Below are 24,326 nucleotides of genomic sequence, written 5' to 3'. Positions count from 1 at the left end.
CAGGGGATCCCCGTCCAGTTGCCTAAGCTGGACGGTTTTCTTGCTGCTCCTCTCAAGCCAGAGGCGGCCAATCGCTTCTGAGGCCGCTCACCGGTGTTGGATCCCGCCGCAGGCCCAACCTTGGATCCAAGGCTCCGCCCTTGAGCTTCTGGGCAATGAGCCGGCAGAAGAGCAGCATGTCAGGATGGGAAAAGTGCTCATCGGGGCGCTCTTGCCGGTGGACGTGATTGAGGCCAAGACGACATGAAAAACAAAGGCTTTTGGCTGGCCGGGATCCTGGGGGTGATCTTGGATCAGGCGACCAAGCACTGGGCAGTGGAACGGCTGCTGCCGGGGCCAGAGATTGAGCTGTGGCCAGGGGTGTTTCACCTCACCTACGTGGAGAATACCGGCGCTGCTTGGAGCCTGTTTGAAGATTCGGCAGAGCTCTTGAAGTGGATCTCGTTGGGGGTAGCGCTGGCATTGGGGCTGCTGGCCATCCGCGGCGGGATCCTGAGCCGTTGGGAACAGGCGGGCTATGGCTTGGTGTGGGCAGGAGCGGTGGGGAACGGCATCGACCGCTTCGTCAACGGCTATGTCGTGGACTTTTTCAATTTGATCTGGATTCGCTTTCCGGTATTCAACGTGGCGGATGTGGCCATCAACCTCGGGGTGGCCTGCCTGCTGATTGGTCTGCTACAGGACAACTCGAAGAAAACGGGATCGACTTCCGCCTCGCCTCGCTTGGAGAAAAAGCCCGGTCGCGACAGCACCCACTTTAAGGATTGACCAGCCGATGAACAGCCTTCAGGGATCCCTTGGGATGCTCAGGCCTTTGGCCAGGGGGATCCCCGGTCAGCTGCAAGGACTCCGTCCGCCTATTGCAAACGGCTGGCTTGCTGAGCCACCTGGCAGAAGCGCTCGACATCTGCGGGCAAAGTGTTAAAAGCCGTCACCAGGCGGATTAAGTGGTGACCTTCCCCCAGCCAGCGGTAAAACCGAAACCCCGCCTGCTCCAGGGCCTGGAGAACCGGCTCCGGCAGCTCGATAAAAACCTCATTGGCCTCGGTGGGATATACCAACCTGGCTCCCGGCAGGGATCCCAGTCCCTGGGCCAACCGTTGGGCCATCGCGTTGGCATGGCGGGCATTGCGCAGCCACACCCCATCCTGGAGATAGGCCTGCAATTGGGCAGACAAAAAGCGCATCTTCGAAACCAGATGGCCACTGCGCTTGCGACGAAACTCAAAATCGCCCACCTGATCTGGATGAAAAAACACCACCGCTTCCGCAGCCCAGGCCCCATTTTTGGTGGCCCCAAAGGACAGCACATCCACCCCCGCTTTCCAGGTCATCTCGGCAGGGGTGCAGCCCAAACCGACCAAGGCGTTGGCGAAGCGAGCCCCATCCATATGCACCTTGAGGCCAAAGTGATGGGCCAAATCCGCCAGGGATCCAAGCTGCTCCAAGGAGTAGAGGGTGCCGGCCTCAGTGGCTTGCGTCAGGCTGAGGCAGGCAGGCTGCACGTGATGAACCACCCCAAACCCCGCCCGCTCCAGGGCTGCTTTTAAGTTGCCCCAGTCGATACGGCCTTGCTCTCCGGGGATCCCCACCAACTTGGCCCCACCTGTAAACAGCTCTGGCGCTCCACATTCGTCCAGATTGATGTGGGCCTCGGGATGGCAATAAATCGCCCCGTAGGGCGGGGTGAGCACCGAAAGGGCCAGGGCATTGGCAGCAGATCCTGTTGCCACCGGAAACACTGCCACTTCATGCTCGAAGATCTCGGCAAACAGCCTTTGCACCTGCGCTGTGCATTCGTCCCCTCCATAGGGCATGGCGGATCCCCGGTTGAGGGCCAACAGGGCTTCCATCACCTCAGGACAAGCGCCTGTAACATTGTCGCTGCAAAAGTTCATGGCCTGGACAACTGGGGGATCTCGCCGAGGAAGGGTTAGGGCCGGCTTACTTCGCGCCAACCCAACCGGGATCCTCCAAAGTATCCCAGTCCCGACCTGCCTCTCCCTCGACCGTTTGCAATAGCGGGATGGAGTCCTGTTCAGGATGGGAAGGCGGCACAGGCTGGTCGCGATAGGGGGATGGAGTCTCTGCACTCCACCACAACCCCAAAGCGGGCCCCAACCCCAACAACAGGCCCAGCCCCGCCGGCGCAGCAATGCCGGAGCCCAGGCTCATCAGCAGGGCAAAAGCAAAATTAGCTACATAGAGCACCAGCGGCCCCACCAACTGGCGGCGGTCAAGGATGGGTTGATCCTCGCCCCACAGCAGATTGGCCACCGTCATGAAGGCAGCCCCAGTCAGCATCCAACCACCGAAGTTTTGCAGCGGCATACCGAAGAAGGGCCCCGGCTGAAACCACGTCCAGAAGGGAATCAAGCCGCGGGTCATGGCCGGATCCAGCACGAAGTCCCAGGCGGTGAGCAGCAGGGCCCCCAACATGATGGCCTCGAAGTGGATCAACCAGTGGCGCTGGGTTTGCAGAGCCACACGCGCCAACAAGTAGGATGACAACCCCACATAAAACCAAGACAGAGGGATGGTAAAAGGCACCAAACCGGCAATCTTGTAGCCCAGCCCACTCAGGTAGCCATAGTTGCCAAAGGGGATCCCAGTGCTGGTACCCAACAGCTCACTGCCCAAGGAAATGCCCACCGCCGGGATCAAAAACATCAATAGGCGCCGCACCCCCAACAGCCGGGATCCCATCAGAGCTGCCGCCAGCGCACCGAACACCATGTAGGCCACGCCGCCATTGCCCATGCTCAAGGAGAAAGCTTGAATGCCAATGGGGGGCAAACTGGCCACCCACTCAGGATGGGGTACAACCCAGAGCAACCCTGCCAACCCAAAAAGCAAAGACAGAATGTGCAAACCCAGAGCTAAGGCCTCCAGCCGCTGCCAAATCGAGCCAGACAGGGGCAGAACACTTCGCCCAACAGAAGACTGGAAAGGCAGGCTGACGAGAACACCAGAGGACGAGAACCAACGCATGAGAAACTCCCGAAGAGTGGTTAAGCGAAGCCGCTCTGTCTCCTTGCAACCCATACGGCGGCTGAGGGAAAAAGCGGATGGCCCCAAGAGAGAGCCTAAAGCCAAGAACAAGCCCGCTTGCTTGCAGGCCGGCCTACTTGGAATGGCCCTCTGGACGGAGATGTCACCACCGCTAACGGTGACACTGCTGATATTTTGCTGTCTATTGTATCAATTCGTAAACATATCGCCCGTTTTTCCTCAGGTCTCCTCCCCGTCTTCGCCGCAGGGATCCCGGGTGGGGGTGTACGCCCAACTGGCTCGTGCTGTGGAGCGCCAGGACTGGCTTCAGGCCCTGCAGCTGGTGGATCTGTTGCAGCAGCACACGGAAGATCCCGCCCAGCGTCAGGATCTGGAAGACTATCGGCTGGAGCTGGAAAAATATCGTTCTGCTTATGGGGATCCGCCGCCGCCCCAGTGGCCGTTTTTGCACAAGCCCTTTGTCGGAGAATTTCCCGTCACCAATCTCTTCGACCATGATCTGCCTTTGGGGGAGAGGGATGGCAACAGACGGTTTGTGAGTGGGCAAGGCCAGGTTTGGATCCCCGACCCGCTGCACCCGTGTGGCAAAAGCGATGGCCATGCCGGTTATGACTGGGAGATGCCGGTGGGCACCCCGATCCTGGCCGCTGCCGCAGGACGGGTCACCTTGGCCCGCGAGGAGCCGGAGTTTTTTTGCCCCAGCTTGGGCCGGCTGGTCAGGGGGTTGCGGGTGCGCCTTCTGCACGAGCCAGAACTCTCGGAGGGGGAGAGAACAGACGGGAGAGCACTTCCCCGCTGGGAGACCCTCTACGCCCACCTCAGTCAAATCGGGGTGCAGGAGGGGCAAGTGGTGGCCGCAGGAGCAGTCATCGGCCTATCGGGAGACAGCGGCTGTGCCAGCGGGCCCCATCTCCATTTCGAGGTACGTCGCTTCGACAACACCAACTCGGGCCAACCGGCTGCCGTCGATCCCTACGGGTGGTTTGGGTCTGGCCTGGATCCCTGGAGTATTCACCCCCTTGGGGCCGAAAGCCTGTTCCTTTGGCAGGTGGGACAAGCCCCCAGTTTGGGAGCTTGCTGGCAAGGGCAGCGATAGCCGAGACGGACATCCGCTCCGCGCGAGACCTCGCTGACAAAGATGGATATTGACAGGCAGATTCACAACAGTCACAACAGATGATGGACTTATAGATCTCGACGGACAAAGCCATCCCCCTCCCATTGGTAGAGGGTAGCCCTCAAGTCACGGCTGGCACCGGGCGGGCTTGAGATGACCAGGATCCCTTGCGGGCTGACCCGCAGGCTGGCATTGCTCAGATCCGTCACGCTCAGCAGCGGCACAAGTCCCTCAGGCCGGTGTTCCAAGACCAAGACAGAGCGCAGCAGGCTGATGCCCCCTCGCTCGGTGAGGAGCACCAACTTGGGCTGTGGGCTGGAGGTGATGTCCGTGCGCAGGTGAGCCTCCACCAACCGCCCTGGGATCGGCTCAGCCGTGTGGAGCAGACGAAAGCTATACCCCCCCTGATGCTCGAAGCTGAGAACGCGCACCACCGGCTCCACGGTGGGCTGCCGCTGAATCTGAAACACGGCCACCACATCCTGGCGAGATGGAGAGGTTAGGCTGGCCGGGAACAGGCGCAGGTTTTCACCGCGATTGCCGCGAATAAAATCCCACCAAATGGATTGATTGAATAAAGCCACAACCCCACCTCGAGCAGCGCCGCCCTCAGAAGGAACCGGCAGCAGCGGAAGCACAGGCTGGGGATAGGCAGGAACAGCAGCAACCGGTAGAGTGGCAGCCAAGGCCACTCCCCAGGCTATTCGACCACAGGAATACAGCAGTTTCCGCATATTTCCTCACTCCTCGCCCCTAAAATTCTAAGAGACAGCAAGGCTCCTCCAGTAAACCAAGGGATCCCTTTGTGTTGAACTCAACGTGGAGCTCACCTTAGATCTCCCCTAGAGATCTCCCCTAGATGGCCATAGACGGTTCCAGTGGACTACCGAATTCTCGCAAAAGGCCCCAAGATTCGCCTGTAACCGCCAAAGTCGGCTTGGAGAGACGCCCCGCCAATTGGAAAGGATCCTACAGGAGCAAGGGGCAGCCCCCCGACGGAGAGCTTTATTTTTCAGCAGCCAAAAACAATTGGGCCCGCCAAAAGCAGGCAATGGACTTGCTGTCCAAATCCATTCCCAAACGGGCCATTTCTGTAAGCTCAGAAGCAGAAAACTCCACTACGGTAATATCTTCATCCTCATCTTTATCGGGAGGGGAATCCAGCACTTCCAGCTCCCGCGCCAAATAGGCATACATAATCTCGCTGGAATAGCCGGGGCACAAATAAAATTGGCCAAGGGGATCCCAGCGATGGGCACGCAGGCCCGTTTCTTCTTCCAGCTCGCGGCGAATGGTGTCATCGGGATGCTCCCCTGGCTCGACTGTGCCTGCCGGGAATTCGTAAAGATAGGAAGCGACCGCAAAGCGATATTGACGAATGCAGACGAACTTGCCTGCTGCAGTTACAGGCACGGCCACCACCCCCCCGGGATGGATGAGGTACTCCCGCTCTCCCTCTTTGCCGTTGGGAAAACGCAAACGCTGGCTGACGAAGGTGTATTTATGGCCTTGATAGCGCAGGCGCTCACGAATCACCTGAGATGGGTTTTGCATGGCAAGGGATCCCGAGAGTAGAGCCGCTCTCAGCTTAATGGTTTCCGGCGCTGTTGCAACCGGGCAATCCAGAGGGATCCACACGCCCTTGGGATCCCGTGTCTGGGATAGAGTCAGGAAAAGCACAAAAGTTGCAGGCCATGATTTACCCTCCCTTGAAGGAGTTTCTTGCCCTCACCAAGCAGGGCAACTTTATCCCGGTGTACCAGGAATGGGTGGCGGATTTGGAAACGCCGGTTTCTGCCTGGTATCGGGTCTGTGCTGGCCAGCCCTACAACTTTCTCCTGGAGTCGGTGGAGGGGGGGGAACAGGTGGCCCGCTACAGCTTCTTGGGCTGCGATCCCCTGTGGGTTTTGGAAATACGCGGGGATCAGGCGCTACAGCGATACCGCGATGGCCGACAGGAGCACCACCAAGGGGATCCCTTTGCCATCTTGGCCCGCTGCTTGCAGCCCTATGAGCCGGTGCATTTGCCGGAATTGCCCAGCAGCATCGGCGGCCTATTTGGCTACTGGGGCTACGAGCTGATTCGCTGGATTGAGCCCAAGGTGCCCGTCCACCCCCTGCAGCCGGGGGATCCCCCTGATGCCGTTTTGATGCAGGTGGACAGCATCCTGCTCTTTGACCAGGTAAAGCGCAAGATTTGGGTGGTGGCCTTCGCCGATACCCGTCACCACGCTCCTGAGGAAGCCTATGCCCAAGCCTGCCGGCGGGTGGAAAAGCTGATGCAGCAGCTCAGCGCTCCTCTTTCCCTGGCCCATCTGCACCTCAACTGGAAGCCCCACCTGTCGGAAAGGACTCCGTCCCGCTGGCGCGAACAAATCCCCCCCAGCACCCTGAGCCGCCCGGCCTACTGCCAAGCGGTGGAACGGGCTAAGGACTACATCCGCGCCGGAGATATCTTCCAGGTGGTGCTCTCGCAGCGGTTTACCGTCTCCCTTGCCGGGGATCCCTTTCGCCTCTACCGCTCGTTGCGGCTGATTAACCCTTCCCCTTACATGGCGTTTTTGCAGTTTGGGGATCTCTGCCTCATCGGCTCCAGCCCAGAGGTGATGGTGAAACTCAGCCGCGTGGGGGAAGACCGCATCGCCACTGTGCGCCCCATTGCCGGCACCCGCCCCCGCGGCACCACCCCTCTGGAAGACCGGCAGTTAGAGCAAGAGCTGTTGGCAGATCCCAAAGAACGGGCCGAACATGTGATGCTGGTGGATCTGGCCCGCAATGACCTGGGACGGGTCTGCCAACTGGGATCTGTGCAGGTGGACGACCTGATGCAGATCGAGCGCTACAGCCATGTGATGCACATCGTCAGCAACGTGGTGGGGCGGCTGGATCCCCAGTACAGCGCCTGGGATCTGCTGCGGGCCACCTTCCCTGCCGGCACTGTTACCGGCGCCCCCAAAATCCGCGCCATGCAGATTATTCATGAGCTGGAAGGATGCCGCCGCGGGCCCTATGCCGGCGCCTATGGCTACTACGACTTTTCTGGCCAACTGAACACCGCCATCACCATCCGCACTCTGCTGGTTCATCAGGGCCAGGTGAGCTTGCAGGCCGGGGCAGGTATTGTAGCCGACTCGGATCCGGAGCGGGAATATCAAGAATGTCTGAACAAAGCGCGGGGCATGTTAATGGCTGTGGCCAGTTTGCAGGAGACCTAGCCGATGTTGGCCCAGTTGCGCTTCAGCCCTGCGGTTCGCGTCAGCGGGACGGAGTCCTTACAGGAGCTCCAGCAGCCGGATCCAGAGACCGTAGAGCAGGCTTTTGAACTGTTTTCCACAGAGGGCTATCTGGTGTTGCCGGAGATCTTTCCCCCCGAGCTCATCGACAAGTTGCACAGCAGCTTTCTGGCCACCTACAGCCGCTACTGCACCCACGAGCACCACGCTGATGCCCTGTTGGTGGGCAATAGACGGGTGATGGTAACGGTTCGCCTGGAGGGCCCCTTCAACGATCCCCTCATCTATGCCCATCCTCTGATCTTGCCCATCCTGAAGCGGATTTTGGGGCCAGAGTTGATCTTGAGCGGGCTGGGGGCGGTGGTCTCTCTGCCGGGATCCGCCGATCAACAAGTTCACCGGGATCTGTCTCATCTGTTTGGCGACGAGACCTTGGATGCGATCATTCCTTGCTATGCCCTGAATTTGCTTATTCCTCTGGTGGAGGTCAACGAAGAGAACGGCATGACCCGTCTCTGGCCCGGCAGCCATGCGGTCTTCGATGCCCACTATACCGAGCTGGCCCAGCAGATGCCCTTTATCGATCCACCCTTGGCCAAGGGATCCTGCCTCCTGTTCGACTACCGCCTGATTCATCTGGGTCGGGCCAATCGCTCGCCCGCTCCCCGTCCTCTTCTCTACAACACCTACAGCCGCGCTTGGTTTCGGGATCCCATCAATTACACTCAGCAACCTCCCCTGGTGATCCCGGCCCAAGAGAAAGAGCGGATCCCAGCGGAGCACCAAAACCTATTCGTGACGGCACAGATTGTGTAGATGGCCCGGAACTGCGAGCTGACCGAAAACTCGGCGGCTCAGGCCCCGGCATTTATGCCTAGGGATAAGCTACCGTCTCCTGATAGGATGTGAGTATCGCTCCACCCATTTATAGAAAGGTGCAGTGCTGAAGGTGAAGTAGAAGTATCTGGGGTGTTTCCACATCCCAGTAGCTGGTGCGTTCGCCTTGGCGGCGCGAAGCGCTTTGGCGTCCCCCACGGTGCTGCGGTATAAGCCACATGCTCGGTGTAGCTCAGTCAGTGGGAGTTGTTTTGCTGGCTGAGAACGGATCCTCTGGCTTTAGCCGTGGGGAGAACGTCAACCTCTCCTCTTGTTTGAGGAATCCGGTCAGCTAGACCGCCGAGAAGCGACGCCCTCTATGTATCAGCATGAGGGTCAGGATGAAAGGCGGAAACCCTTGCTATGGTGAACACAGAGCGGTGGGGCATCCCGTTCTTAAAGCTCAGGAAATGTCCTTAACAGGAGTCACTGAGAAGCTCGTACTCTTTCGCTTTAGCGGCGCGGAGCGCTTTGCATCAGCATGAGTGCGGGAGTATGTCACGATGTCTCAGAATGGGGGTGGTTATCCCCGTTATTGCAGTTTGATTGCGCATCCCACCATGAGCGAAAAGATCCCTCAAGATCCCTCCTCGCCGGAAATGGCGGCTGAGATGGCCTTTGCTGCAGAGCCCAGTTTAGAGGAGGTAGGAGCTACTGCGGAAGAAACCACCCCAGACTCGGATCCCGGCAAGGGATCCCCTGGCACCGGCGGGTCGAATGCGCAGCGTGTCCGTCAACTGCTGGGCATGAAAGGAGCAGAGGTGGAGTCTCGCTCCATTTGGCAGTTGCACTTGCAACTGATGAAGCCTGTCACCTGGATCCCTTTGGTGTGGGGTCTGATTCCGGGGGCGGCATCTTCCGGTCACTTCACCTGGACTTGGGAGAATGTGGCTCTCATTTTGGTGGGCATGATTCTGGCGGGCCCCCTGATGACGGGCTATACCCAAACGGTGAACGAATACTACGACCGCGAGATCGACGCCATCAACGAGCCCTACCGCCCGATCCCTTCGGGGGCCATCTCTCTGCAGCGGGTGGTTATCCAAATCTGGGTGCTGCTGATCTTGGGGTTGGGCTTGGCCTACGCTCTGGACTGGTACACGGGCCATGACTTACCGGTGATCACCTGCATTGCCTTGGCGGGAGCCCTCATTGCCTACATTTACTCGGCGCCGCCCCTGAAGCTCAAGCGCAACGGCTGGCTGGGCAACTATGCCCTTGGTGCCAGCTACATCGCCCTGCCCTGGTGGACGGGTCACGCCTTGTTCGGCGAGCTGAACTGGACGGTCTGCATCCTGACGCTGATCTACAGCTTGGCCGGGCTGGGGATTGCCGTGGTCAACGATTTCAAAAGCATCGAAGGGGACAGGCAGTTTGGCTTGGCCTCTTTGCCGGTGATGTTTGGGGCAATGGGGGCCGCTTGGATCTCGGCGCTGATGATCGACCTGTTCCAGTTCGGCATGGCCTCATTTTTGCTGGGGGCGGGCCTAAAACTTTACGCGGCCCTTTTGGTGCTGCTGATCATCCCGCAAATAACCTTCCAAGATATGTACCTGCTGCGGGATCCTTTGAACAACGATGTGAAATACCAAGCCAGCGCGCAGCCCTTTTTGGTGTTGGGCATGTTGGTGGTCGGGCTGGCGTTGGGCCGCTCGGGGCTGTGGTAGTCGAGCCGACGGCAAAGTGCCCATCTTGGCAACAGAGGTGACGGCTTCCGCCCTGGGTTCGGCCCGACATCTGGGCCAAGATCAAGTTAAGTTGAGCCAGGGATCCATCCCCTGCAAGGATCGTTGGCGGATCCCTGGAAGCTGTCATGGCCCTTGGCAAAAGGAGATGTCCGATGAACCCGCTTTTCCCCTTCAAACTCGGCCTGAGCCTGGTTTTGCTCTTGGGCCCGTTGGCCATCTCTCCCGCCCAAGCGCAGCGGATTGTCATCGACGGGCGAGGGATCGTTGTAGAACCCAGCACAGGTGGCTCGGTGATCCTCAATCCCGACCAGCCGGTCTTTTCTCCAATCTTGCCCTCTGCAGTTCCTTTTTCCATCGATGAAGAAGGCAAGATCGTCTCTGCCCCTGGCTACCGCTGCAGTGCGGCTACTGCTGCCGACAACTCCCCCATCATCTGTCGCTCCCGGTTCAACCGCAACGACGTGGTAGTGTATGAGCGGGACGGCCAATCCAACACCTTCTTCGTAAATGCTGACAACACAGTGATCCGGCCCTCCGGCAGTGGGCTGCGGATTGTGCCCAACCCTGAACCGGCGACTCCCTCGGGTAGCGGCCTGCGCATCATCCTAGACTGAGGGCAGGGATCCCTTCACCTCTTGTCCAGTTGCAACCGCAGCATTTGCTCTGCATCCTAGAGAGGTTTGGCGAAGAAATAGCCCTGGCCATACTCGCAGTTCAACAGCCTCATTGGTGCAGTCGCTGTAGGGTTTCGATCCCCTCGGCAGTGACATCCATTCCCAGGCTGCGGGCCAAGGTGATGATTAGGCAATGGTCTCGGCATTTTCTCCATTCGGCCCCAAGCGCGAGATGAAGGAGCGATCGATTTTCAGGCCATTTTTTCAGGCCATTGATGAGGTAATCCTGCAGGCCCCTGAGAGAGGAGTAGCCTGGGCCGAAGATCAAAACCCCCGCAATTGCGCCAGTTGCTCTGCCGCTAGAAACCGTAGCCTATTTTGCGGTGTGACATACTCCCGCACTCATGCTGACGCAAAGCGCTCCGCGCCGCTAAAGCGAAAGAGTGCGGGCTTCTCAGTGACTCCTGTGAAGGACGTTTCCTGAGCTTTGAGAACGGGATGCCCCACCGCTCTGTATTTGATGTTTATCGCCGCGTTGTGGTCTCGGCCTAGTTCCAGTCCACAATGCGGGCAAGAATGCCATCTGTCTCGAATGGTTTTCGGTACTTTTTGACCGCACTGAGAACAGTCTTGGCTCGTGCCTCTTGGATCCACTGCAATCGCCCTCAGCCCAGCTCTTTCAGCCTTGACTGCGAGAATTTGCAGGAATTGCCCCCACCCAGCGTCATAGATGGATTTCGCTAGTCGGGTTCTCGCAATACCTTTGGTGTTGAGCGCCTCATACGCAATATGCTTCCCTTTGCTTACTAGCTTCTTGGCTACTTTGTAGTGGAAATCTTTACGCTGATTGGCCACCTTGAGGTGTGCCTTAGCCACTCGCCCTAAGGCTTTCTTGCGGCGGTTTGACCCTTTCTGCTTACGGGATAATGACCGCTGCAGCCTCTCCAGGCGCTTTTGGGCGCGGCGGTAATACTGGGGCACTGGGACGGACTCCCCTGTATCAGTCACCAAAAAGGAGTCCAGCCCCATGTCGATCCCTATCGTGTTCTCCAGTGTTGCAGGCTCAGGAGCAAACTCGGGGACGGACGCATCTTGCAGGCTTAATGTCACATACCATCCATCAGCCTTACGGGTGATGGTGGCAGTCTTGATAACAAACCCGTCAGGCAACGGACGGTGCTGAATCAGCTTAATTGCTCCGATTTTGGGCAGATGAATAAACTTCCCTTGAATGCAGTCCTGCTTCATCTGGGGAAAGGTGAAGGAACGATACCGGCCCGCCCCTTTGAATCTCGGCCTTCCTGCCCTCTTGCCGTTACGGTCGCCTTTCAGCCAGCGGTCGAATGCTTTGTGCACCCGCTCTATGCAGTTTTGCAGGACTTGCGAATGGATTGCTTGGTATTCGGGGAACCTTACTTTGGTATTCACCAAGTCTCGTTTTTGGGAGTAGACATCCGGCCTGTCTTTCAGCTCAGGCAAATGACAGATTAAGGGGCAGGCGTTTATATTACAGCGGTTTTGTTCCCACCAGTTAAGCCGCTCTGCCAACCGATAGTTGTACTGCTTGCGCAACAGCTCCAGCCATTGCTCCATCAGGACAACTTGACTGGGCGTAGGCCGCAGGCGGTACTGATAGGCAGTCCTCATCTTAAGCGTACTCAGAAACCGCTACACTGATTATAGCGCCAGCAGGGATTAGCGACCATGAAGCATGATTTTGTTTCCAGCGGCAGAGCTGTATCTGATTTGAAGGCGCACTTGGTCTTAACCACCAAGTACCGTCGCAAGGTATTTACCAGCGAAATGCTGCAGCGATTACATGAAGTTATGTATGACCTTTGCCAAAAGTGGGGTTGCAAACTTATTGAGTTCAACGGCGAGGCAGACCATGTTCATCTGCTGTTCCAGTACTACCCGCAGGTGGATCTGTCCAAATTGGTAAACAACATCAAATCCGTCTCTAGTCGCAGGATGAGAAGCGAGTTTGCGGATTACATCAGCAAGATATACCGGAAAAATGTGCTGTGGAATGAATCTTATTTCATCGCTTCATGTGGTGGGGTAACAGTCTCGGCATTGAGCCAGTACATTGAAAGCCAAGGTACTCCCGCCTCTCATCCCGACCCAAGCGCTCCGCGCCGCTAGCACGTTCGCTTCAGCGGGCCGTAGGCCATACGTCCTACGGACAGAGGGCGGGGCTTCTCGGCGGTTTAGCTAAGGAGATCTTTCGGTGCTGGGGTGGTATTGTTGCCGTCTTTCTTCCAATTCCATCAGGATCTGCTGATGACGCTGCCGGGTGATTGGGTAGAACCACACCAGCAAGATCCCGCCGATCAAAGCCACTCCCGGTAAGGGGCCAATGGCAACGCGAATGGCCAACAAAGCCGATTCCGGCTGGATGGGCAGGGCCTCTCCGGCCACCGAAGGCACGAAGCCGGCCCAATCCAGAGCTTGCCCCACGAAAAACAGTCCCAGCGCCAGGCCCACCTTTTGTAAGAAGACCATAAAAGCGTAGAAGATCCCCTCCCGCCGCTCCCCGGTTTGTAGTTCATCCAGATCGATCACATCCGGCAACATCGACCAAGGGCCGAGATAGGCCGTAGCAGAAACCCCAATGCCGGCCAACAGAGCCAGCCCAATCATGATCCCCTGCTGGCCGGGCTGGAGGAAAAACAAGCCCGCCTGCGAGATCAGCCAAAACCCCGCCCCAATGAGGTACATGGTGCGCTTGTCCAGATGGGTGCTCAGTTGGGTCCAACCGAACAGCGTCAGCACTGCGATCCCCTGTACCGCCAGTACCACCAAGGAAATCCACACCTCCGGCAGGCCCATCCAGAAGACGATGAAATAAGGGATGATTGTGGCTGTGAACTGAAACGCTAGCCAAGAACACAGGTAGATGCCGCTGACAAACAGGTAGGGGCGGTTGCTGAAGGCCACCCGCAGTTGTTGAACCAGGGGCATGGGATCCCGTTGGGATGGATACCGTTCTCGCACCCCCCAAAAACAGATCAGCAAGGGCACAGCCGAGATCACTCCAAAACAGGCTCCGGCCAGCAGATGGCCGGCAGCCCGATCCGGCAGCAGGTTGACCAAGAGCGGAAAGGTAACCACCGCAACCATGCTGCCCCCTACAGAGAAGGCAAAGCGGAATTGGTTGAGCTGGGTGCGCTCGTCGTAATCCTGGGTCAGCTCCGCTGTCAGGGAGGCGTAGGGAATATTGGCCGCAGAGTAGAAGGTATTGAACAAGAGCGACACCGCCAGGTAGTAGGCAAACAGGGGGCCAATCCGACCGGGAAAAGGGATCCACCACTGGGCCAGGAACGTGAGGCCAAAGGGGAGGGCTGCAAACAGCAGCCAGGGGCGGCGACGGCCCCAACGGGTGCGGGTGCGGTCGCTGAGAATGCCGATGATGGGATCGTTGATGGCATCCCAAAAGCGAGTGATGGCGTAGATGCTGCCGGCTAGGCCTGCCGACATGCCAACGGTATTGGTGAGAAAGGGCAGCAGGAAAAAGATGAGGATGTTGGCCGTCATGCCTGTGCCCAGATCCCCCACCCCATAGGCCAGCTTCGTCCACAAACTGAGTCGCTGTCTGGTCATCATGTCCCCCTGGAATGCCAGGATTCCAGTGTAGGGGGTAGGTGGAGATTTCTTTTTTGGGGATCCCTGGAAAAGCTGATCAAAATTCAGGGTCTTCTCCCAGTTCCCGTAGCCGCTGGGCCAGTCGTTCGGCTCGGGAGCGTTCCAATTCTGCCCGCTGCCGTTCCAATTCAGCCCGTTGCCGTTCCAATTCAGCCCGCTGCCGTTCTAGTTCAGCTCCCGTAGGCAACAATTGCCCTGCCCTATCATACCAGCGCACCCAAAAGCGTTCTCGCCCCTCGTAGGATCCCCACCACCGACCGATACTCAAGTCCAAATCGGGCAACAGAATTGGGGGATGTTCTCCAGCGCCTGAGCCGGGGAGCAGCTCATAGTGTCCGCCCTGGAGTTGATAAACATTCAGCTCATCGGTCTCTAGCTCGAAGGTGACGTAGTAGGGGATCCGCAGCCGCCTTTCGTAGAGCTGGAATTTGGCTTGTCCGGGTTTTTCTTCCCCCTGGTCGTTGCAGATGATCTCCAAGATGAGAATAGGCAAGATATTCCCTTCATCCCAAACCACATAGCTTTTGCGGGCAGTGCCATCCCGCCAACGGGGAACCCCCAGCACCAGAAACAAATCTGGAACAATGACCTGCCGGGGTAGGGCGTAGTAAAGGCCCATATTGCAAGCCACAAAAAAGTCTTGCCGATCTGACCAGTGCAGCAGCAGCGGTTCCCGGAGGAGGGGGTATTGGCGGCCTTGATCCTCGTTGTCCAAGGGGGTGTCGTCTGTATCGGGCAAGTCGTGCTGGGTGGGCCAGCGATAGGGGGCGATGGTCATGGCCAGGCAGGAGCAGTATGCCTCCACTGTAGCGAATGGGTTAGGACTGCATTTGGCTCATGGCTTCCAGATCCAGCACTTCCGCCACCTGCTCTGGGGTCATGAGGTTGCGCTCCAAAACAATCTGTCGAATGGGCTGGCCGGTTTCCAGAGAAGCCTTGGCCACTTCTGCAGCTTGCAAATAGCCGATGTAGGGGTTGAGGGCGGTCACCAAAGCCAGCGTCCCTTCCGCGTAGCCGCGGCAGCGCTCCGGTTTGGGGGTGATGCCTTGAATACAGCGCTCGGCAAAGACCCGCAGGCTGCTGTTCAGAATCTGCAGGCTGTGCAGGAGGTCATAGGCAATCAGGGGCATCATCACGTTGAGCTCAAATTGCCCCGCTTGGGCTGCGAGGGTGATGGCGGTATCCAGCCCAATCACCTGGAAACAGACCATGTTCAACATCTCGGCTATCACCGGGTTGTACTTGCCAGGCATGATGGAAGAGCCGGGCTGCACCGGCGGCAGTTGGATCTCCTTCAGGCCGGTCTTGGGGCCAGAATCCATCAGCCGCAGGTCGTTGGCCAGCTTGATGCCATCTTGGGCCAGGTTGCGCAGGGATCCCGACAGATGCACAAAGGGGGCCATGCTCTGCATCGCCGCCATGGGGTGGGGAGCAGGGGTGAGGGGCAACTGGGTATACTCTGCCAGCCGTTGCACCACCTTTTGCCGGTACTGGGGATGAGTGTTGAGGCCGGTGCCGACGGCGCTTCCCCCCAGCCCCAAGCTGCACAGGGCCTGGCTGGCCTCCTCAATCCAGCGACGGTGTTGGGCAAAGATGGCCGCGTAGGCGCCGAAGCTATCCCCCAGCCGCACCGGCACCGCATCCTGCAAATGGGTGCGACCGGCCTTGAGGATGCCGCGAAACTCTTGGGCCTTCTGCTCCAGCGCCGCTACCAAATTGTCCAGCGTGCCCAGAAAATCCCGTCGCACCCGCAGCAGGGCAGCCAGACGAATGGCGGTGGGGATGACATCGTTGGTGGACTGGCCGTAGTTGACATGGTCGTTGGGGCTGACCCGCTCGTAGCGGCCCTTGGGCTCCCCCAGGATCTCCAGAGCGCGGTTGGCCAGCACTTCGTTGACGTTCATGTGGTGGGAGGTGCCCGCCCCCGCCTGGTACACATCCACCACAAACTGATCCCGCAGGGATCCCTGGAGGATCTCATCCGCCGCTTGGACAATCGCCTTGGCCACCTCTGCCGGAATGCACCCCAGCTCGCCGTTGACCTCCGCCGCCGCCTTTTTAATCAGCACGCAGGCCTCCACATACTCTGGCAGGGGCTTGAGGCCGCTGATGGGGAAGTTCTCCAGGGCACGGGCGGTCTGGATGCCGTAGTAAACCGACTGGGGTAGTTGCCGCTCCCCCATTGAGTCTCGTTCGCTGCGCACCTCAGCCAAGGCTTTTCCTCCCCCGTTCGCGGATCCTTGGGCTAGCTTCCGGCAGCCTTCTCTGAGGGTGTCTCGACGGCTGCAGATAAGTTTTGTAAAGTAGCCTGCAACTGCTGGCTGAGGCGCTCGTTGTTCTCTGCCAAGACCAACACCATGGCCGCACAGGCCAGATGCACCCCCGCTCGAAATTCTGCCGAAGACTTGTACTGGATCAGCGCTTCGCTATCCCCTTCCCGCGGGCTGAGGATGAGCTGAACCGACTTTTGGGCCAACTCTGTCAGTTCCCGTTCCGTTAAACCGAGCTGCACCGCTTCTGCCCTCCCTGCTGGCCGACAAACAACCTTTGATCCCATCAGGATCGCCACTTTGGTATCCTACCGCGGTTGTTGCCCCAATCTGGCAGGATCCCCAAGTGAGCGGGCCTTGACAACTCTTGATAGCTCTAGAAGGAGACGGAAAATGCCGGTTAGTATAGGTGCAGCCTGCCTTGGCCTGCGGGCCAGTGGCCGACTTTGATTGGAGAGTCCAAACTCAGGGTTCGGCACTGCTCCGAAGGGGGCTAGTCCTACTTAGCATTTGTCTTGTGTTGTTATTTCGTTGAGAGAGGAAAACTTGACCGTAGAGCGTCCACCTGACCGCTTCCCCCGCAAGCAGCGCGCAGAGCTGCCGGCTATCAACGAGCGCATCCGCTTCCCCAAAATCCGCCTTATCGATACCGACGGCACTCAGTTGGGGATCATGAGCCCGCGCGAAGCCCTGCGCCTGGCAGAAGAAAAAGATCTGGACTTGGTCTTGGTGAGCGAAAAGGCCGACCCGCCCGTCTGCCGCATCATGGACTACGGCAAGTTCAAGTTTGAGAAGGAGAAGAAAGAACGGGAGGCCCGCAAGAAGCAACACACTGCCGAGATCAAGGAAGTGAAGTTTCGCTACAACATCGGCGAGCACGACTACAACGTGCGCCTGCGCAGCGCCCAACAGTTCTTGGGGGATGGAGACAAGGTGAAAGCCACGGTGATGTTCCGCGGTCGTGAGGCCCAGCACGCCGAGTTAGGGGAAGAATTGCTGCACCGCTTGTTCAAAGACTTACAAGAAGTGGCGGAAATGCAGCAGCCCCCCCAAAAGGAAGGGCGAAACATCACGATGATTCTCTCTCCCAAAAAATCGGTCTGAGGAGGGATCCCACCCATGCCCCTTGCCGTTGGGGATCCGGCTCCGGAGTTCACCCTGCCCGATGCCGAGGGCAATCCCATCAGCTTGAGCCAGTTGCGGGGCCAGCGGGTGGTGCTCTATTTTTACCCGCGGGACAACACCCCCGGCTGCACCCAAGAAGCCTGCGGCTTTCGGGATGCCTACGCTGACTATCAAGCCCACGGCATCGCCATCTTGGGGGTGAGCGCCGACGATGCCCGTTCCCACCAAAAATTTGCCCAGAAGCTGCAACTGCCCTTCCCCCTGTTGGTGGATGAGGGGGCCAAGGTGGCCAGGGCTTACGGGGTCTATGGGCCGAAAAAGTTCATGGGCAAAGAGTACAACGGCATTCACCGCACCACTTTTGTTATTGATCCGGAGGGGAAGATCGAGGCCGTTATCACCAAGGTCAAGGTGGAAACCCACGCAGCGGAGCTGCTCAAGCAGTTGACTGGCTCTTAGGCTTTCCGGTGGGAGTTCGGCAGACCTGCTGCTGGGCTCGTTGTTCTGGAACCTGAGCCAAGACGGGAACGAAAAGAGCAAAAAAAGATGTAAAGTGCCGGTATTGATTCCTCGTGGGCTAGGGCCGTGTCCCGACGCAGCCGTACCCTCAAGTCGATTCACGACAGCTACCAAATGTTGGGTTTGGCCGGCCAAGGGCAGTACGGGCGTGTATTCTGTGCCCGTCCCCGTCAAGGAGGAGACCTGGTGGCCCTGAAGGAGCTGCCGGCGGAGCGCTTTCCCACCCAAAATCTGCTGCGGGAGCTGCGCCATCTGCTCACCCTGAACCACCCCAACATTACCCGCTGCTACGCCCTCGAACATGCCCGCGAAGGTCGCTACCTGGTGTTGGAGTACTGCGAGGGAGGCACGCTGCGGGAGCTGATCGACCAGGTGGAGCAAGGGCTGTGGCTGCCGGTCAAGCAGGTTTTGGGCTTTGTGGATCAGATTTTGGCCGGGTTAGATCATGCCCACCGGCAGGGGGTGATCCACTGCGATGTCAAGCCCGAGAACATCCTGCTCAAGCCCACGCCCCAGGGCTGGCAACTGAAGCTGACAGACTTTGGCATTGCCCGCCACTCCCAGCCTCTTCCTGATGAGATCAGCGCCACCGGATCCCCTGCCTACATGGCTCCCGAGCGCTTCTACGGTCAGTTTAGCCCTGCCTCGGATCTCTACGCGGTGGGGATCATCCTGCTGGAGCTGTTGACAGGCCGGCGGCCTTTTTCCGGATCCCCCGGCCAGTTGATGCACGCCCACCTCAACCAGCCGTTTGTCTGTCCCGAAGGGATCCCTGCCCCGCTGCGGGAGGTGCTGGAGATAGCCCTACGCAAGTTGCCCTTGCGGCGGTTCCGCACTGCTGCCCAAATGCGGTCGGCTTTGGCGGTGGTTGCCCAAGAGTGGCAAGAGCCGGCCAGTTGTTGGGTTGGCCCTCGCCTGCCCAGATGGCCGCCCCCTGGGGTACAGGTTTGGGATCTGCCGGATCTGGGCTCTGTTGACACTGGCGGGATGGAGTTCCTGGCCGAGCAAAAGTTCTGCATCTGCGAGGATCCCAGCGGCTCCAGATCCCCGCTGCTGTTGCGGGTGACCCCCCAGAGGCTGGAATGGCTGGAGCTCCAGAACCTTGCCCTGGGATCCCCTGCTTTGGCCCGTTTTTCCCTGGACGAGCCAATTCGGGCGGTGCTGCCCTTGAACACCTTCCCGGAAGCCCTGGCCTTCTCCCGAAGCAGCCTTTTGCACCTCAGCCCCAGCCGCATCCGCACCTTGCTCAGCTTTGAGGAGGATTGGCAGGCCACCTGGCTGGCAGAGCGACAGGAGCTGGTCTGGGCCACCGCCCAAGAGTTGGGGGCCGTACAATGGCAGCCGGCCACATCGACAGGAACACAGCCTTTCCCCGATTCCCGCTGCTATTTTCGTTGGCCTTGGCAGGGATCCCTGTCCCGCTTGCTGGCCCTCTCGGAGCATCTGGTTTTGTTGACAGGTGTGGGGCAGCAGTGGGTGGAGATGAGCCTCTTGCCCTATCCCAAGGGACACCATCCCACTGTTGCGACCGGTTGGTCTCTGCAGACGGGATCCCAGCCCATTCGCTATCGCCTGCCCTTGGATCCCCAAGGGGGGGTGATCAGCCTGGGGGAACGGTTGCTCTTTGCGGCAACAGATGAGGGAAGGGAAGGCCAGCAAGGTTGCTGCCCCTATCTCCACTCGGTGCAGGTGAATCCGCTGCGGGTGCGCCGCTGGTTCTTGAAAGGGCAACCTGTCCAGATGGCCAAGGCCCCTTGGGGCGTGCTGCTGCTGTGTCGAGAGGGCGAGCAATCCACTTCCCTCTGGCTGTACAGTGAAAAAGGGGATCCCTTGGCCCAAGTAGCTGTGCCTAACGGCTCACAGGTGTTGCAGGTGGGCCAAAGGGGCAAGATTTGGCTGCAGGTGCCCAAAGCAGAGAAATCTCACCTGTCTCAGCTTTGGCAATTGGATCTGAACTGCTTGCCGGTGAGTGGACAGCCTTCCCAGGTGATGCTGTGCGACCCAGCGATCTAGAGTTTCGCCAAGGACTCCGTCCCGCTGTCGCGACCGGACTCGGCCAGAACCGCTATCAGCCCTAAGATCAAGTTTGAAGATCAAGTTTGGCCAGATGCCCGGCCAGCTCTGCTGGGCTGTGGACCAGGGGAGTGGTGATCTGTCCAGCCTGTTGGAGAACAAGCATGAGTCAGTATCTGCCGGAACCTGCTGCTGTGGAGGAGGATCCCAGCTTGTTGGTAGAGCGGCTGCGCCGCAAAGAGGGCCGGTGGCTGGATTGGGCCAAGGCCTGTCAAGCTTTGCAACGACAGAAAATGACTCCCCAGGCCATCTTCGAGGCGACGGGGTTTGAGCCCATTCACCAAAACCAGATCATCGTTGCGGCCCAAGTTTACGAAGGGATAGCCAAAGCAGGAGCCAGCCCAGCAGTTCTGGAGCATTTTGCCCACAAAGGTAGCGATATCCTCTACGAGTTGCGCATTCTCTCTCCACAGGATCGGGTTCGGGTGGCGGAATTTATCTTCAGTCGCCATTTGCATGCCGCTGATGCTCATGAGATCGCCCGCGCCGTGAAAAATTATGCCCAGCTCCAACAGCTTCCGGAAGGGTTTACGGATCACCCCGGCGATGCGGTAGCCTATCAAGCCTGGCGGACGGCCCAGCAAACCCGCGATCTGCAGGAGCGAACTCGCGCTATCGGTCGAGCATTTCAGTATGTCCACAGTGATACAGCCCGCCGACAGGTGGAGCAGCTCTTGTCCACGATTGCCACCAGCTCCCGCCCCCAACGCAGCGTTTTGCCCAAGCTGTCCGTGTTTCGCTTGGAAGAAGATCTGCCGCGACTGCTGCCGGTGGCCGGATCCCTGCCTCTTGCAACTGCCGCCTGGGAAGGGATCCCCCCCAGCGAGCCGCAAGGGCCCTTTGGCTGGGTCAACAGCCCGGCGGAGCAGACTTGGATGGCCTTGCCTGCTTGGCCGGTGATTCAAAAGGCCGGGGATCCGGTGATCCTTCAGGTGGAAAACCGGCTTTTGGGATCCCTGTTGGGTTTGCCGGTGCCTGCCGGTGAAGAACAGGATCCGGTTTTGCTGGTGGTCGATCGCGCCGCTCGGGTTTGGGAGGGAGCTCAGATGGCGGGATTTTTCCTGGTGGATCGGGCCGGATCCCTGGCGGTGGAGTGGATAGAAGACTCGCCCTCCTCTCCCCTGTTGGGCCAGGTGCTGATGGCCGTGCGCCCCCCGCGGGTTTTCGATGAGGTGCTGGCTCAGGATCCCTGGCAGTTGGAAGAATAGGCGTTGGGATCCCGCCGTTGTAGCCATTCGTGCTAGTGGTGCAGAGCACCGCGCCTGGACTCGCCCCCATGGCCTCACCCATGGCCTCAATTGAGCAAGGCCAAGTTATCCCGGTGGACGGCAGTATCAACCCCTTCGTAGCCCAGGATGCGGGGAATCTCGGCGGTTTTTTTGCCCTTAATCTGCCGCAGCTCCTCGGCGCTGTAGTTCACCAGGCCCCGCGCCACCTCCTGGCCGCTGGGATCGCACAGGCGCACGGCAGCCCCCGCCTCAAACTCCCCAGAAATGGCTGTGATCCCTGCCGGCAACAGCGAGCGCCCTTGCTCGCACACCGCTCGTACCGCCCCCTCATCCAAAGTCAAAGATCCCTCGGGGATGAGGCCGTAGGCAATCCATCGCTTGCGGGCGCTGGCGGGCTGAGGAGCCGGATCAAAGCGGGTGCCGATGGCCTCGCCGGCCAGAATTGCCGGGATCTGCTCAGGCCGTTTGCCATTGGTGATCACCACCGTTACCCCTGCAGCTGTAGCAATTTGAGCAGCGGTCAGTTTGGTGGCCATGCCGCCGGTGCCCCAGCCGCTTTTCCCCTGGGCTTCGGCCTTCACCTGTAGCGGGATCCCGGGCAACACCCGCTCAATGGGCTGGGCAGAGGGATCTCGGTTGGGGTCAGCCGAATAGAGCTTGTCCACATCGGTGAGCAGGATAAGCCACTTGGCCTGCACCATGCTGGCCACTAACGCCGAAAGCGAGTCGTTATCGCCGAATTTCAGCTCCTCCACTGCCACCGTGTCGTTTTCATTGACGATGGGAATAACCCCCATCTGCAGCAGTTGGGCAAAAGTGCGATTGGCGTTCACGTAGCGGCTGCGCTCCACCAGATCGCCGCGGGTGAGCAGCACTTGGGCAATTGGCTGGTTCAGAGCCGAGAAGAGGTCATCGTAAAGGCGGATCAACCGCCCCTGTCCCACCGCAGCCACCGCCTGCTTCTCGGCAATAGCCGTCGGTCGTTGCCGCCAGCCAAGGCGAGCACAGCCCACCCCCACCGCCCCAGAGGAGACCAAGATCACCGCATACCCCTGCCTGCGCAGGTGGGTCAGCACCTCCACCAGCGGCCCCAACACCGAAAGACGCAACAAGCCGGTCTGAGTATCTGTCAGGCTGGAGGTGCCGATCTTCACCACCACCGTCACGTCTGTTGTTGCCATCGCCGTCACGTCTGTTGTTGCCATCGCCGCTCTCAACCCATCCTCCCACCCCTCTATTCACCATAGCGCCACCATAGCGGAGTCAAGACGCAGCTGTATTGACCAAAAGGCGCGGCAAGCCCCGTCCTTCAGGGCAGGGAAGGATAGCGCCGACCGTAGCCGACGCCCTTTAAAAACGCAGTGCCGGCCATGTGAATATCGTTGTCATCACGCATAGGCCAAGAATACGATTGAGCGGTGCAACGACTTCAAGCCTTCAAGTACGAATTGCTGCCCAACAGCCAGCAGGAACGGCAGATGCGCCGCTTTGCTGGCTCCTGCCGGTTCGTCTACAACAAAGCACTGGCGTTGCAGAAGGAGCGTCACGAGCAAGGCCAGAAAAAGCTAGGCTATGCGGGCTTGTGCCAGCTGCTCACCGCGTGGCGCCACAGCGCAGATACAGCGTGGCTGGCGGATGCGCCGGTGCATCCGCTGCAACAGGCGCTCCAGGATTTGGAGCGAGCCTACAGCCACTTCTTCGCCCAGCGCGCCGGCTTCCCGAAGTTCAAGAAAAAAGGCCGGTCGGACAGTTTCCGTTATCCCGAGCCCAAGCAAATCCAGCTGGACCAGGCCAACAGCCGCATCTTTCTGCCCAAACTTGGCTGGCTGCGTTATCGCAACAGCCGCGACGTGGTGGGCAAGGTCAAGAGCGTCACCGTATCCAAGCACGCTGGCAAGTGGTTCGTGTCGATCCAGACCGAGCGCGAGGTGGAGCAACCCAAGCCGAAGGGCGGCGTAGTCGGCATCGACGTCGGTATTGCCCGCTTAGCTACCCTCTCGGACGGCACGTTCTACGCGCCCCTCAACAGCTTCAAGCGGCACGAGGCGCGCTTGCGCAAGGCACAGCAAGCGCTCTCCCGCAAAGTCCAGTTCAGCAACAACTGGAAGAAGGCAAAAGCCCGCCTCCAGCGTATTCATTCTCAGATGGCCAACGCCCGCCGCGACTTCCTGCACAAGGTCTCGACCGCGATTAGCAAAAGCCACGCGATGGTGTGTATCGAGGACTTGCGGGTGCGGAATATGTCCAAGTTGGCGGCAGGGACAGCAGATGCTCCTGGGAAGAACGTCCGCGCCAAGTCAGCGTTAAACAAAGCCATTCTCGACCAGGGGTGGTATGAGTTCCGCTGCATGCTGGAGTACAAGCTGGCCTGGAAAGGCGGCAGGCTCATTGTCGTGCCGCCGCAGAACCCGAGCCGCACCTGTCCATGTTGCGGCCATGTTTTATCAGACAACCGCCAGACCCAAGCCTGGTTCGAGTGCGTGGCGTGCGGCTATGAGAATAACGCCGATCGCGGCAGCGGGCCGGAGGCCTTTCGCGGCAGCGGGCCGGAGGCCTTTCTGGTCGGTGCCATCAACATCCTTGCTCGCGGGATATAGCTGTTGCGAGACGAAGGGCAGGACACGGCCGACGCTGCGGTCGGGATGCGGGTGGGTGAACCACCCGTGTCAGCCCGGATGGCCTGTGGATCGAACTGCACGGGCGGTCGGAAGCAGGAACCCGCCGAGACGACTGCGCAAGGAGCCATCCATGCGTAGCGTGGTAGGAATCTCCGGCCTTCAGGCCGGGGAGGATGTCAATTGCAGAGAGCGAGTACCTTTGCTCAACAGGGTTGAGATTTGTCAACTCTTCTATACAAACCTTCTCAATCCCTTTTTTCAACAACCTTGTAGTCGGTAGAGTGTAGGGCATCTTCTGGGAACAGGC

General features: G+C 59.2%; 23 protein-coding genes. 12 read left to right on the top strand and 11 right to left on the bottom strand.

The genetic code is table 11. The features are described from left to right. Nucleotides 1-52 precede the first annotated feature (52 nt). The gene (locus CYB_RS15500; protein WP_011432193.1) at nucleotides 53-178 is read right to left on the bottom strand and encodes a hypothetical protein; all 126 of its coding nucleotides are present in this window, start codon (nucleotides 176-178) and stop codon (nucleotides 53-55) included. 65 nt (nucleotides 179-243) lie between these two features. On the opposite strand from CYB_RS15500, the gene lspA reads away from it, so the two are divergent. Then, nucleotides 244-768 carry a signal peptidase II gene (gene lspA, locus CYB_RS02565; protein ID WP_011432191.1) on the top strand — a complete coding sequence of 175 codons (525 nt, stop codon included), beginning with the start codon at nucleotides 244-246 and terminating at the stop codon, nucleotides 766-768. An 89-nt stretch (nucleotides 769-857) separates the two neighbouring features. Here the strand turns inward: lspA and CYB_RS02560 are convergent, their stop codons facing one another. Both CYB_RS02560 and CYB_RS02555 read right to left on the bottom strand, forming a co-directional pair. After that, on the bottom strand, nucleotides 858-1,958 hold the full coding sequence (locus CYB_RS02560; RefSeq protein WP_238376871.1) for a threonine aldolase family protein: 1,101 nt from the start codon (nucleotides 1,956-1,958) through the stop codon (nucleotides 858-860). Beyond that, the gene (locus CYB_RS02555; RefSeq protein ID WP_011432189.1) at nucleotides 1,945-2,991 is read right to left on the bottom strand and encodes a carotenoid biosynthesis protein; all 1,047 of its coding nucleotides are present in this window, start codon (nucleotides 2,989-2,991) and stop codon (nucleotides 1,945-1,947) included. The genes CYB_RS02560 and CYB_RS02555 overlap by 14 nt, the downstream gene beginning before the upstream one ends. A gap of 283 nt (nucleotides 2,992-3,274) precedes the next feature. Between CYB_RS02555 and CYB_RS02550 the strand changes: the two genes are divergently transcribed. Beyond that, nucleotides 3,275-4,108 carry a M23 family metallopeptidase gene (locus CYB_RS02550; protein WP_238376870.1) on the top strand — a complete coding sequence of 278 codons (834 nt, stop codon included), beginning with the start codon at nucleotides 3,275-3,277 and terminating at the stop codon, nucleotides 4,106-4,108. A gap of 89 nt (nucleotides 4,109-4,197) precedes the next feature. Here CYB_RS02550 and CYB_RS02545 read toward each other — a convergent pair whose 3' ends face one another. Together CYB_RS02545 and CYB_RS02540 are read right to left on the bottom strand one after the other, a co-directional pair. Continuing rightward, nucleotides 4,198-4,863: a hypothetical protein gene (locus CYB_RS02545; protein ID WP_011432187.1), complete on the bottom strand. Its 666-nt coding sequence runs from the start codon at nucleotides 4,861-4,863 to the stop codon at nucleotides 4,198-4,200. Nucleotides 4,864-5,134: 271 nt separating this feature from the next. Next, nucleotides 5,135-5,683, bottom strand: coding sequence for an NUDIX hydrolase (locus CYB_RS02540; RefSeq protein ID WP_011432186.1), 549 nt, complete (start codon nucleotides 5,681-5,683; stop codon nucleotides 5,135-5,137). Between the two features lie 140 nt (nucleotides 5,684-5,823). Here CYB_RS02540 and trpE point away from each other — a divergent pair, with 140 nt between their 5' ends. The 4 genes from trpE to CYB_RS02520 all read left to right on the top strand — a co-directional run bounded on the left by trpE (nucleotide 5,824) and on the right by CYB_RS02520 (nucleotide 10,540). Then, nucleotides 5,824-7,344: an anthranilate synthase component I gene (gene trpE, locus CYB_RS02535; RefSeq protein ID WP_011432185.1), complete on the top strand. Its 1,521-nt coding sequence runs from the start codon at nucleotides 5,824-5,826 to the stop codon at nucleotides 7,342-7,344. 3 nt (nucleotides 7,345-7,347) lie between these two features. Next, a complete protein-coding gene (locus CYB_RS02530; RefSeq protein ID WP_148202685.1) occupies nucleotides 7,348-8,178 on the top strand; it encodes a phytanoyl-CoA dioxygenase family protein in 831 nt (276 codons plus the stop codon). A gap of 620 nt (nucleotides 8,179-8,798) precedes the next feature. Next, nucleotides 8,799-9,905: a chlorophyll synthase ChlG gene (gene chlG, locus CYB_RS02525; RefSeq protein ID WP_202943707.1), complete on the top strand. Its 1,107-nt coding sequence runs from the start codon at nucleotides 8,799-8,801 to the stop codon at nucleotides 9,903-9,905. Nucleotides 9,906-10,078: 173 nt separating this feature from the next. Next, nucleotides 10,079-10,540, top strand: a complete 462-nt coding sequence (locus CYB_RS02520; protein WP_011432182.1) for a hypothetical protein — start codon at nucleotides 10,079-10,081, stop codon at nucleotides 10,538-10,540. Nucleotides 10,541-10,942: 402 nt separating this feature from the next. Here the strand turns inward: CYB_RS02520 and CYB_RS02510 are convergent, their stop codons facing one another. Then, the gene (locus CYB_RS02510) at nucleotides 10,943-12,187 is read right to left on the bottom strand and encodes an RNA-guided endonuclease InsQ/TnpB family protein (RefSeq protein WP_011432181.1); all 1,245 of its coding nucleotides are present in this window, start codon (nucleotides 12,185-12,187) and stop codon (nucleotides 10,943-10,945) included. A 57-nt stretch (nucleotides 12,188-12,244) separates the two neighbouring features. Between CYB_RS02510 and tnpA the strand changes: the two genes are divergently transcribed. After that, the gene (gene tnpA, locus CYB_RS02505) at nucleotides 12,245-12,685 is read left to right on the top strand and encodes an IS200/IS605-like element ISSoc10 family transposase (protein WP_011432180.1); all 441 of its coding nucleotides are present in this window, start codon (nucleotides 12,245-12,247) and stop codon (nucleotides 12,683-12,685) included. A 69-nt stretch (nucleotides 12,686-12,754) separates the two neighbouring features. Here the strand turns inward: tnpA and CYB_RS02500 are convergent, their stop codons facing one another. The 4 genes from CYB_RS02500 to CYB_RS02485 all read right to left on the bottom strand — a co-directional run bounded on the left by CYB_RS02500 (nucleotide 12,755) and on the right by CYB_RS02485 (nucleotide 16,742). Beyond that, a complete protein-coding gene (locus CYB_RS02500) occupies nucleotides 12,755-14,143 on the bottom strand; it encodes an MFS transporter (RefSeq protein ID WP_011432179.1) in 1,389 nt (462 codons plus the stop codon). A gap of 79 nt (nucleotides 14,144-14,222) precedes the next feature. Further along, nucleotides 14,223-14,963, bottom strand: a complete 741-nt coding sequence (locus tag CYB_RS02495) for a Uma2 family endonuclease (RefSeq protein WP_011432178.1) — start codon at nucleotides 14,961-14,963, stop codon at nucleotides 14,223-14,225. Nucleotides 14,964-15,003: 40 nt separating this feature from the next. After that, entirely contained in the window at nucleotides 15,004-16,389 is a 1,386-nt protein-coding gene (locus tag CYB_RS02490) for an aspartate ammonia-lyase (RefSeq protein WP_011432177.1), read from the bottom strand. 41 nt (nucleotides 16,390-16,430) lie between these two features. Beyond that, the gene (locus tag CYB_RS02485) at nucleotides 16,431-16,742 is read right to left on the bottom strand and encodes a hypothetical protein (protein WP_011432176.1); all 312 of its coding nucleotides are present in this window, start codon (nucleotides 16,740-16,742) and stop codon (nucleotides 16,431-16,433) included. Nucleotides 16,743-17,001: 259 nt separating this feature from the next. On the opposite strand from CYB_RS02485, the gene infC reads away from it, so the two are divergent. The 4 genes from infC (at nucleotide 17,002) to raf1 (ending at nucleotide 21,380) form a co-directional block, all read left to right on the top strand. Next, a complete protein-coding gene (infC, locus tag CYB_RS02480; RefSeq protein WP_011432175.1) occupies nucleotides 17,002-17,559 on the top strand; it encodes a translation initiation factor IF-3 in 558 nt (185 codons plus the stop codon). 15 nt (nucleotides 17,560-17,574) lie between these two features. Further along, complete coding sequence (bcp, locus tag CYB_RS02475) at nucleotides 17,575-18,039, top strand: thioredoxin-dependent thiol peroxidase (RefSeq protein WP_011432174.1); 465 nt, start codon at nucleotides 17,575-17,577, stop codon at nucleotides 18,037-18,039. A 126-nt stretch (nucleotides 18,040-18,165) separates the two neighbouring features. After that, nucleotides 18,166-20,112 carry a serine/threonine-protein kinase gene (locus CYB_RS02470; RefSeq protein WP_238376869.1) on the top strand — a complete coding sequence of 649 codons (1,947 nt, stop codon included), beginning with the start codon at nucleotides 18,166-18,168 and terminating at the stop codon, nucleotides 20,110-20,112. 164 nt (nucleotides 20,113-20,276) lie between these two features. Next, on the top strand, nucleotides 20,277-21,380 hold the full coding sequence (gene raf1 / locus CYB_RS02465; protein WP_011432171.1) for a RuBisCO accumulation factor 1: 1,104 nt from the start codon (nucleotides 20,277-20,279) through the stop codon (nucleotides 21,378-21,380). 86 nt (nucleotides 21,381-21,466) lie between these two features. On the opposite strand, the gene proB is transcribed toward raf1, so the two are convergent. Further along, nucleotides 21,467-22,582, bottom strand: coding sequence for a glutamate 5-kinase (proB, locus tag CYB_RS02460; RefSeq protein WP_041436197.1), 1,116 nt, complete (start codon nucleotides 22,580-22,582; stop codon nucleotides 21,467-21,469). Nucleotides 22,583-22,819: 237 nt separating this feature from the next. Between proB and CYB_RS02455 the strand changes: the two genes are divergently transcribed. Next, entirely contained in the window at nucleotides 22,820-23,998 is a 1,179-nt protein-coding gene (locus CYB_RS02455; RefSeq protein WP_011432169.1) for an RNA-guided endonuclease InsQ/TnpB family protein, read from the top strand. The last annotated feature ends 328 nt before the right edge of the window (nucleotides 23,999-24,326 follow it).

The sequence above is a fragment of the Synechococcus sp. JA-2-3B'a(2-13) genome, from assembly GCF_000013225.1.
Classification (GTDB): Bacteria; Cyanobacteriota; Cyanobacteriia; order Thermostichales; family Thermostichaceae; genus Thermostichus.
The sequence above is the reverse complement of the archived record's forward strand: the minus strand, read 5'-3'. Positions and strand labels throughout refer to the sequence as shown.

Bases quoted from the DNA above. Each gene is read 5' to 3' on its own strand.
- CYB_RS02545 (WP_011432187.1), bottom strand. From the start codon at position 4,863: ATGCGGAAACTGCTGTATTCCTGTGGTCGAATAGCCTGGGGAGTGGCC.
- CYB_RS02555 (WP_011432189.1), bottom strand. From the start codon at position 2,991: ATGCGTTGGTTCTCGTCCTCTGGTGTTCTCGTCAGCCTGCCTTTCCAG.
- CYB_RS02520 (WP_011432182.1), top strand. From the start codon at position 10,079: ATGAACCCGCTTTTCCCCTTCAAACTCGGCCTGAGCCTGGTTTTGCTC.
- trpE (WP_011432185.1), top strand. From the start codon at position 5,824: ATGATTTACCCTCCCTTGAAGGAGTTTCTTGCCCTCACCAAGCAGGGC.
- lspA (WP_011432191.1), top strand. From the start codon at position 244: ATGAAAAACAAAGGCTTTTGGCTGGCCGGGATCCTGGGGGTGATCTTG.
- CYB_RS02540 (WP_011432186.1), bottom strand. From the start codon at position 5,683: ATGCAAAACCCATCTCAGGTGATTCGTGAGCGCCTGCGCTATCAAGGC.
- bcp (WP_011432174.1), top strand. From the start codon at position 17,575: ATGCCCCTTGCCGTTGGGGATCCGGCTCCGGAGTTCACCCTGCCCGAT.
- CYB_RS15500 (WP_011432193.1), bottom strand. From the start codon at position 178: ATGCTGCTCTTCTGCCGGCTCATTGCCCAGAAGCTCAAGGGCGGAGCC.
- CYB_RS02495 (WP_011432178.1), bottom strand. From the start codon at position 14,963: ATGACCATCGCCCCCTATCGCTGGCCCACCCAGCACGACTTGCCCGAT.
- tnpA (WP_011432180.1), top strand. From the start codon at position 12,245: ATGAAGCATGATTTTGTTTCCAGCGGCAGAGCTGTATCTGATTTGAAG.
- CYB_RS02500 (WP_011432179.1), bottom strand. From the start codon at position 14,143: ATGACCAGACAGCGACTCAGTTTGTGGACGAAGCTGGCCTATGGGGTG.
- raf1 (WP_011432171.1), top strand. From the start codon at position 20,277: ATGAGTCAGTATCTGCCGGAACCTGCTGCTGTGGAGGAGGATCCCAGC.
- proB (WP_041436197.1), bottom strand. From the start codon at position 22,582: ATGGCAACAACAGACGTGACGGTGGTGGTGAAGATCGGCACCTCCAGC.
- CYB_RS02530 (WP_148202685.1), top strand. From the start codon at position 7,348: ATGTTGGCCCAGTTGCGCTTCAGCCCTGCGGTTCGCGTCAGCGGGACG.
- CYB_RS02510 (WP_011432181.1), bottom strand. From the start codon at position 12,187: ATGAGGACTGCCTATCAGTACCGCCTGCGGCCTACGCCCAGTCAAGTT.
- chlG (WP_202943707.1), top strand. From the start codon at position 8,799: ATGAGCGAAAAGATCCCTCAAGATCCCTCCTCGCCGGAAATGGCGGCT.
- CYB_RS02485 (WP_011432176.1), bottom strand. From the start codon at position 16,742: ATGGGATCAAAGGTTGTTTGTCGGCCAGCAGGGAGGGCAGAAGCGGTG.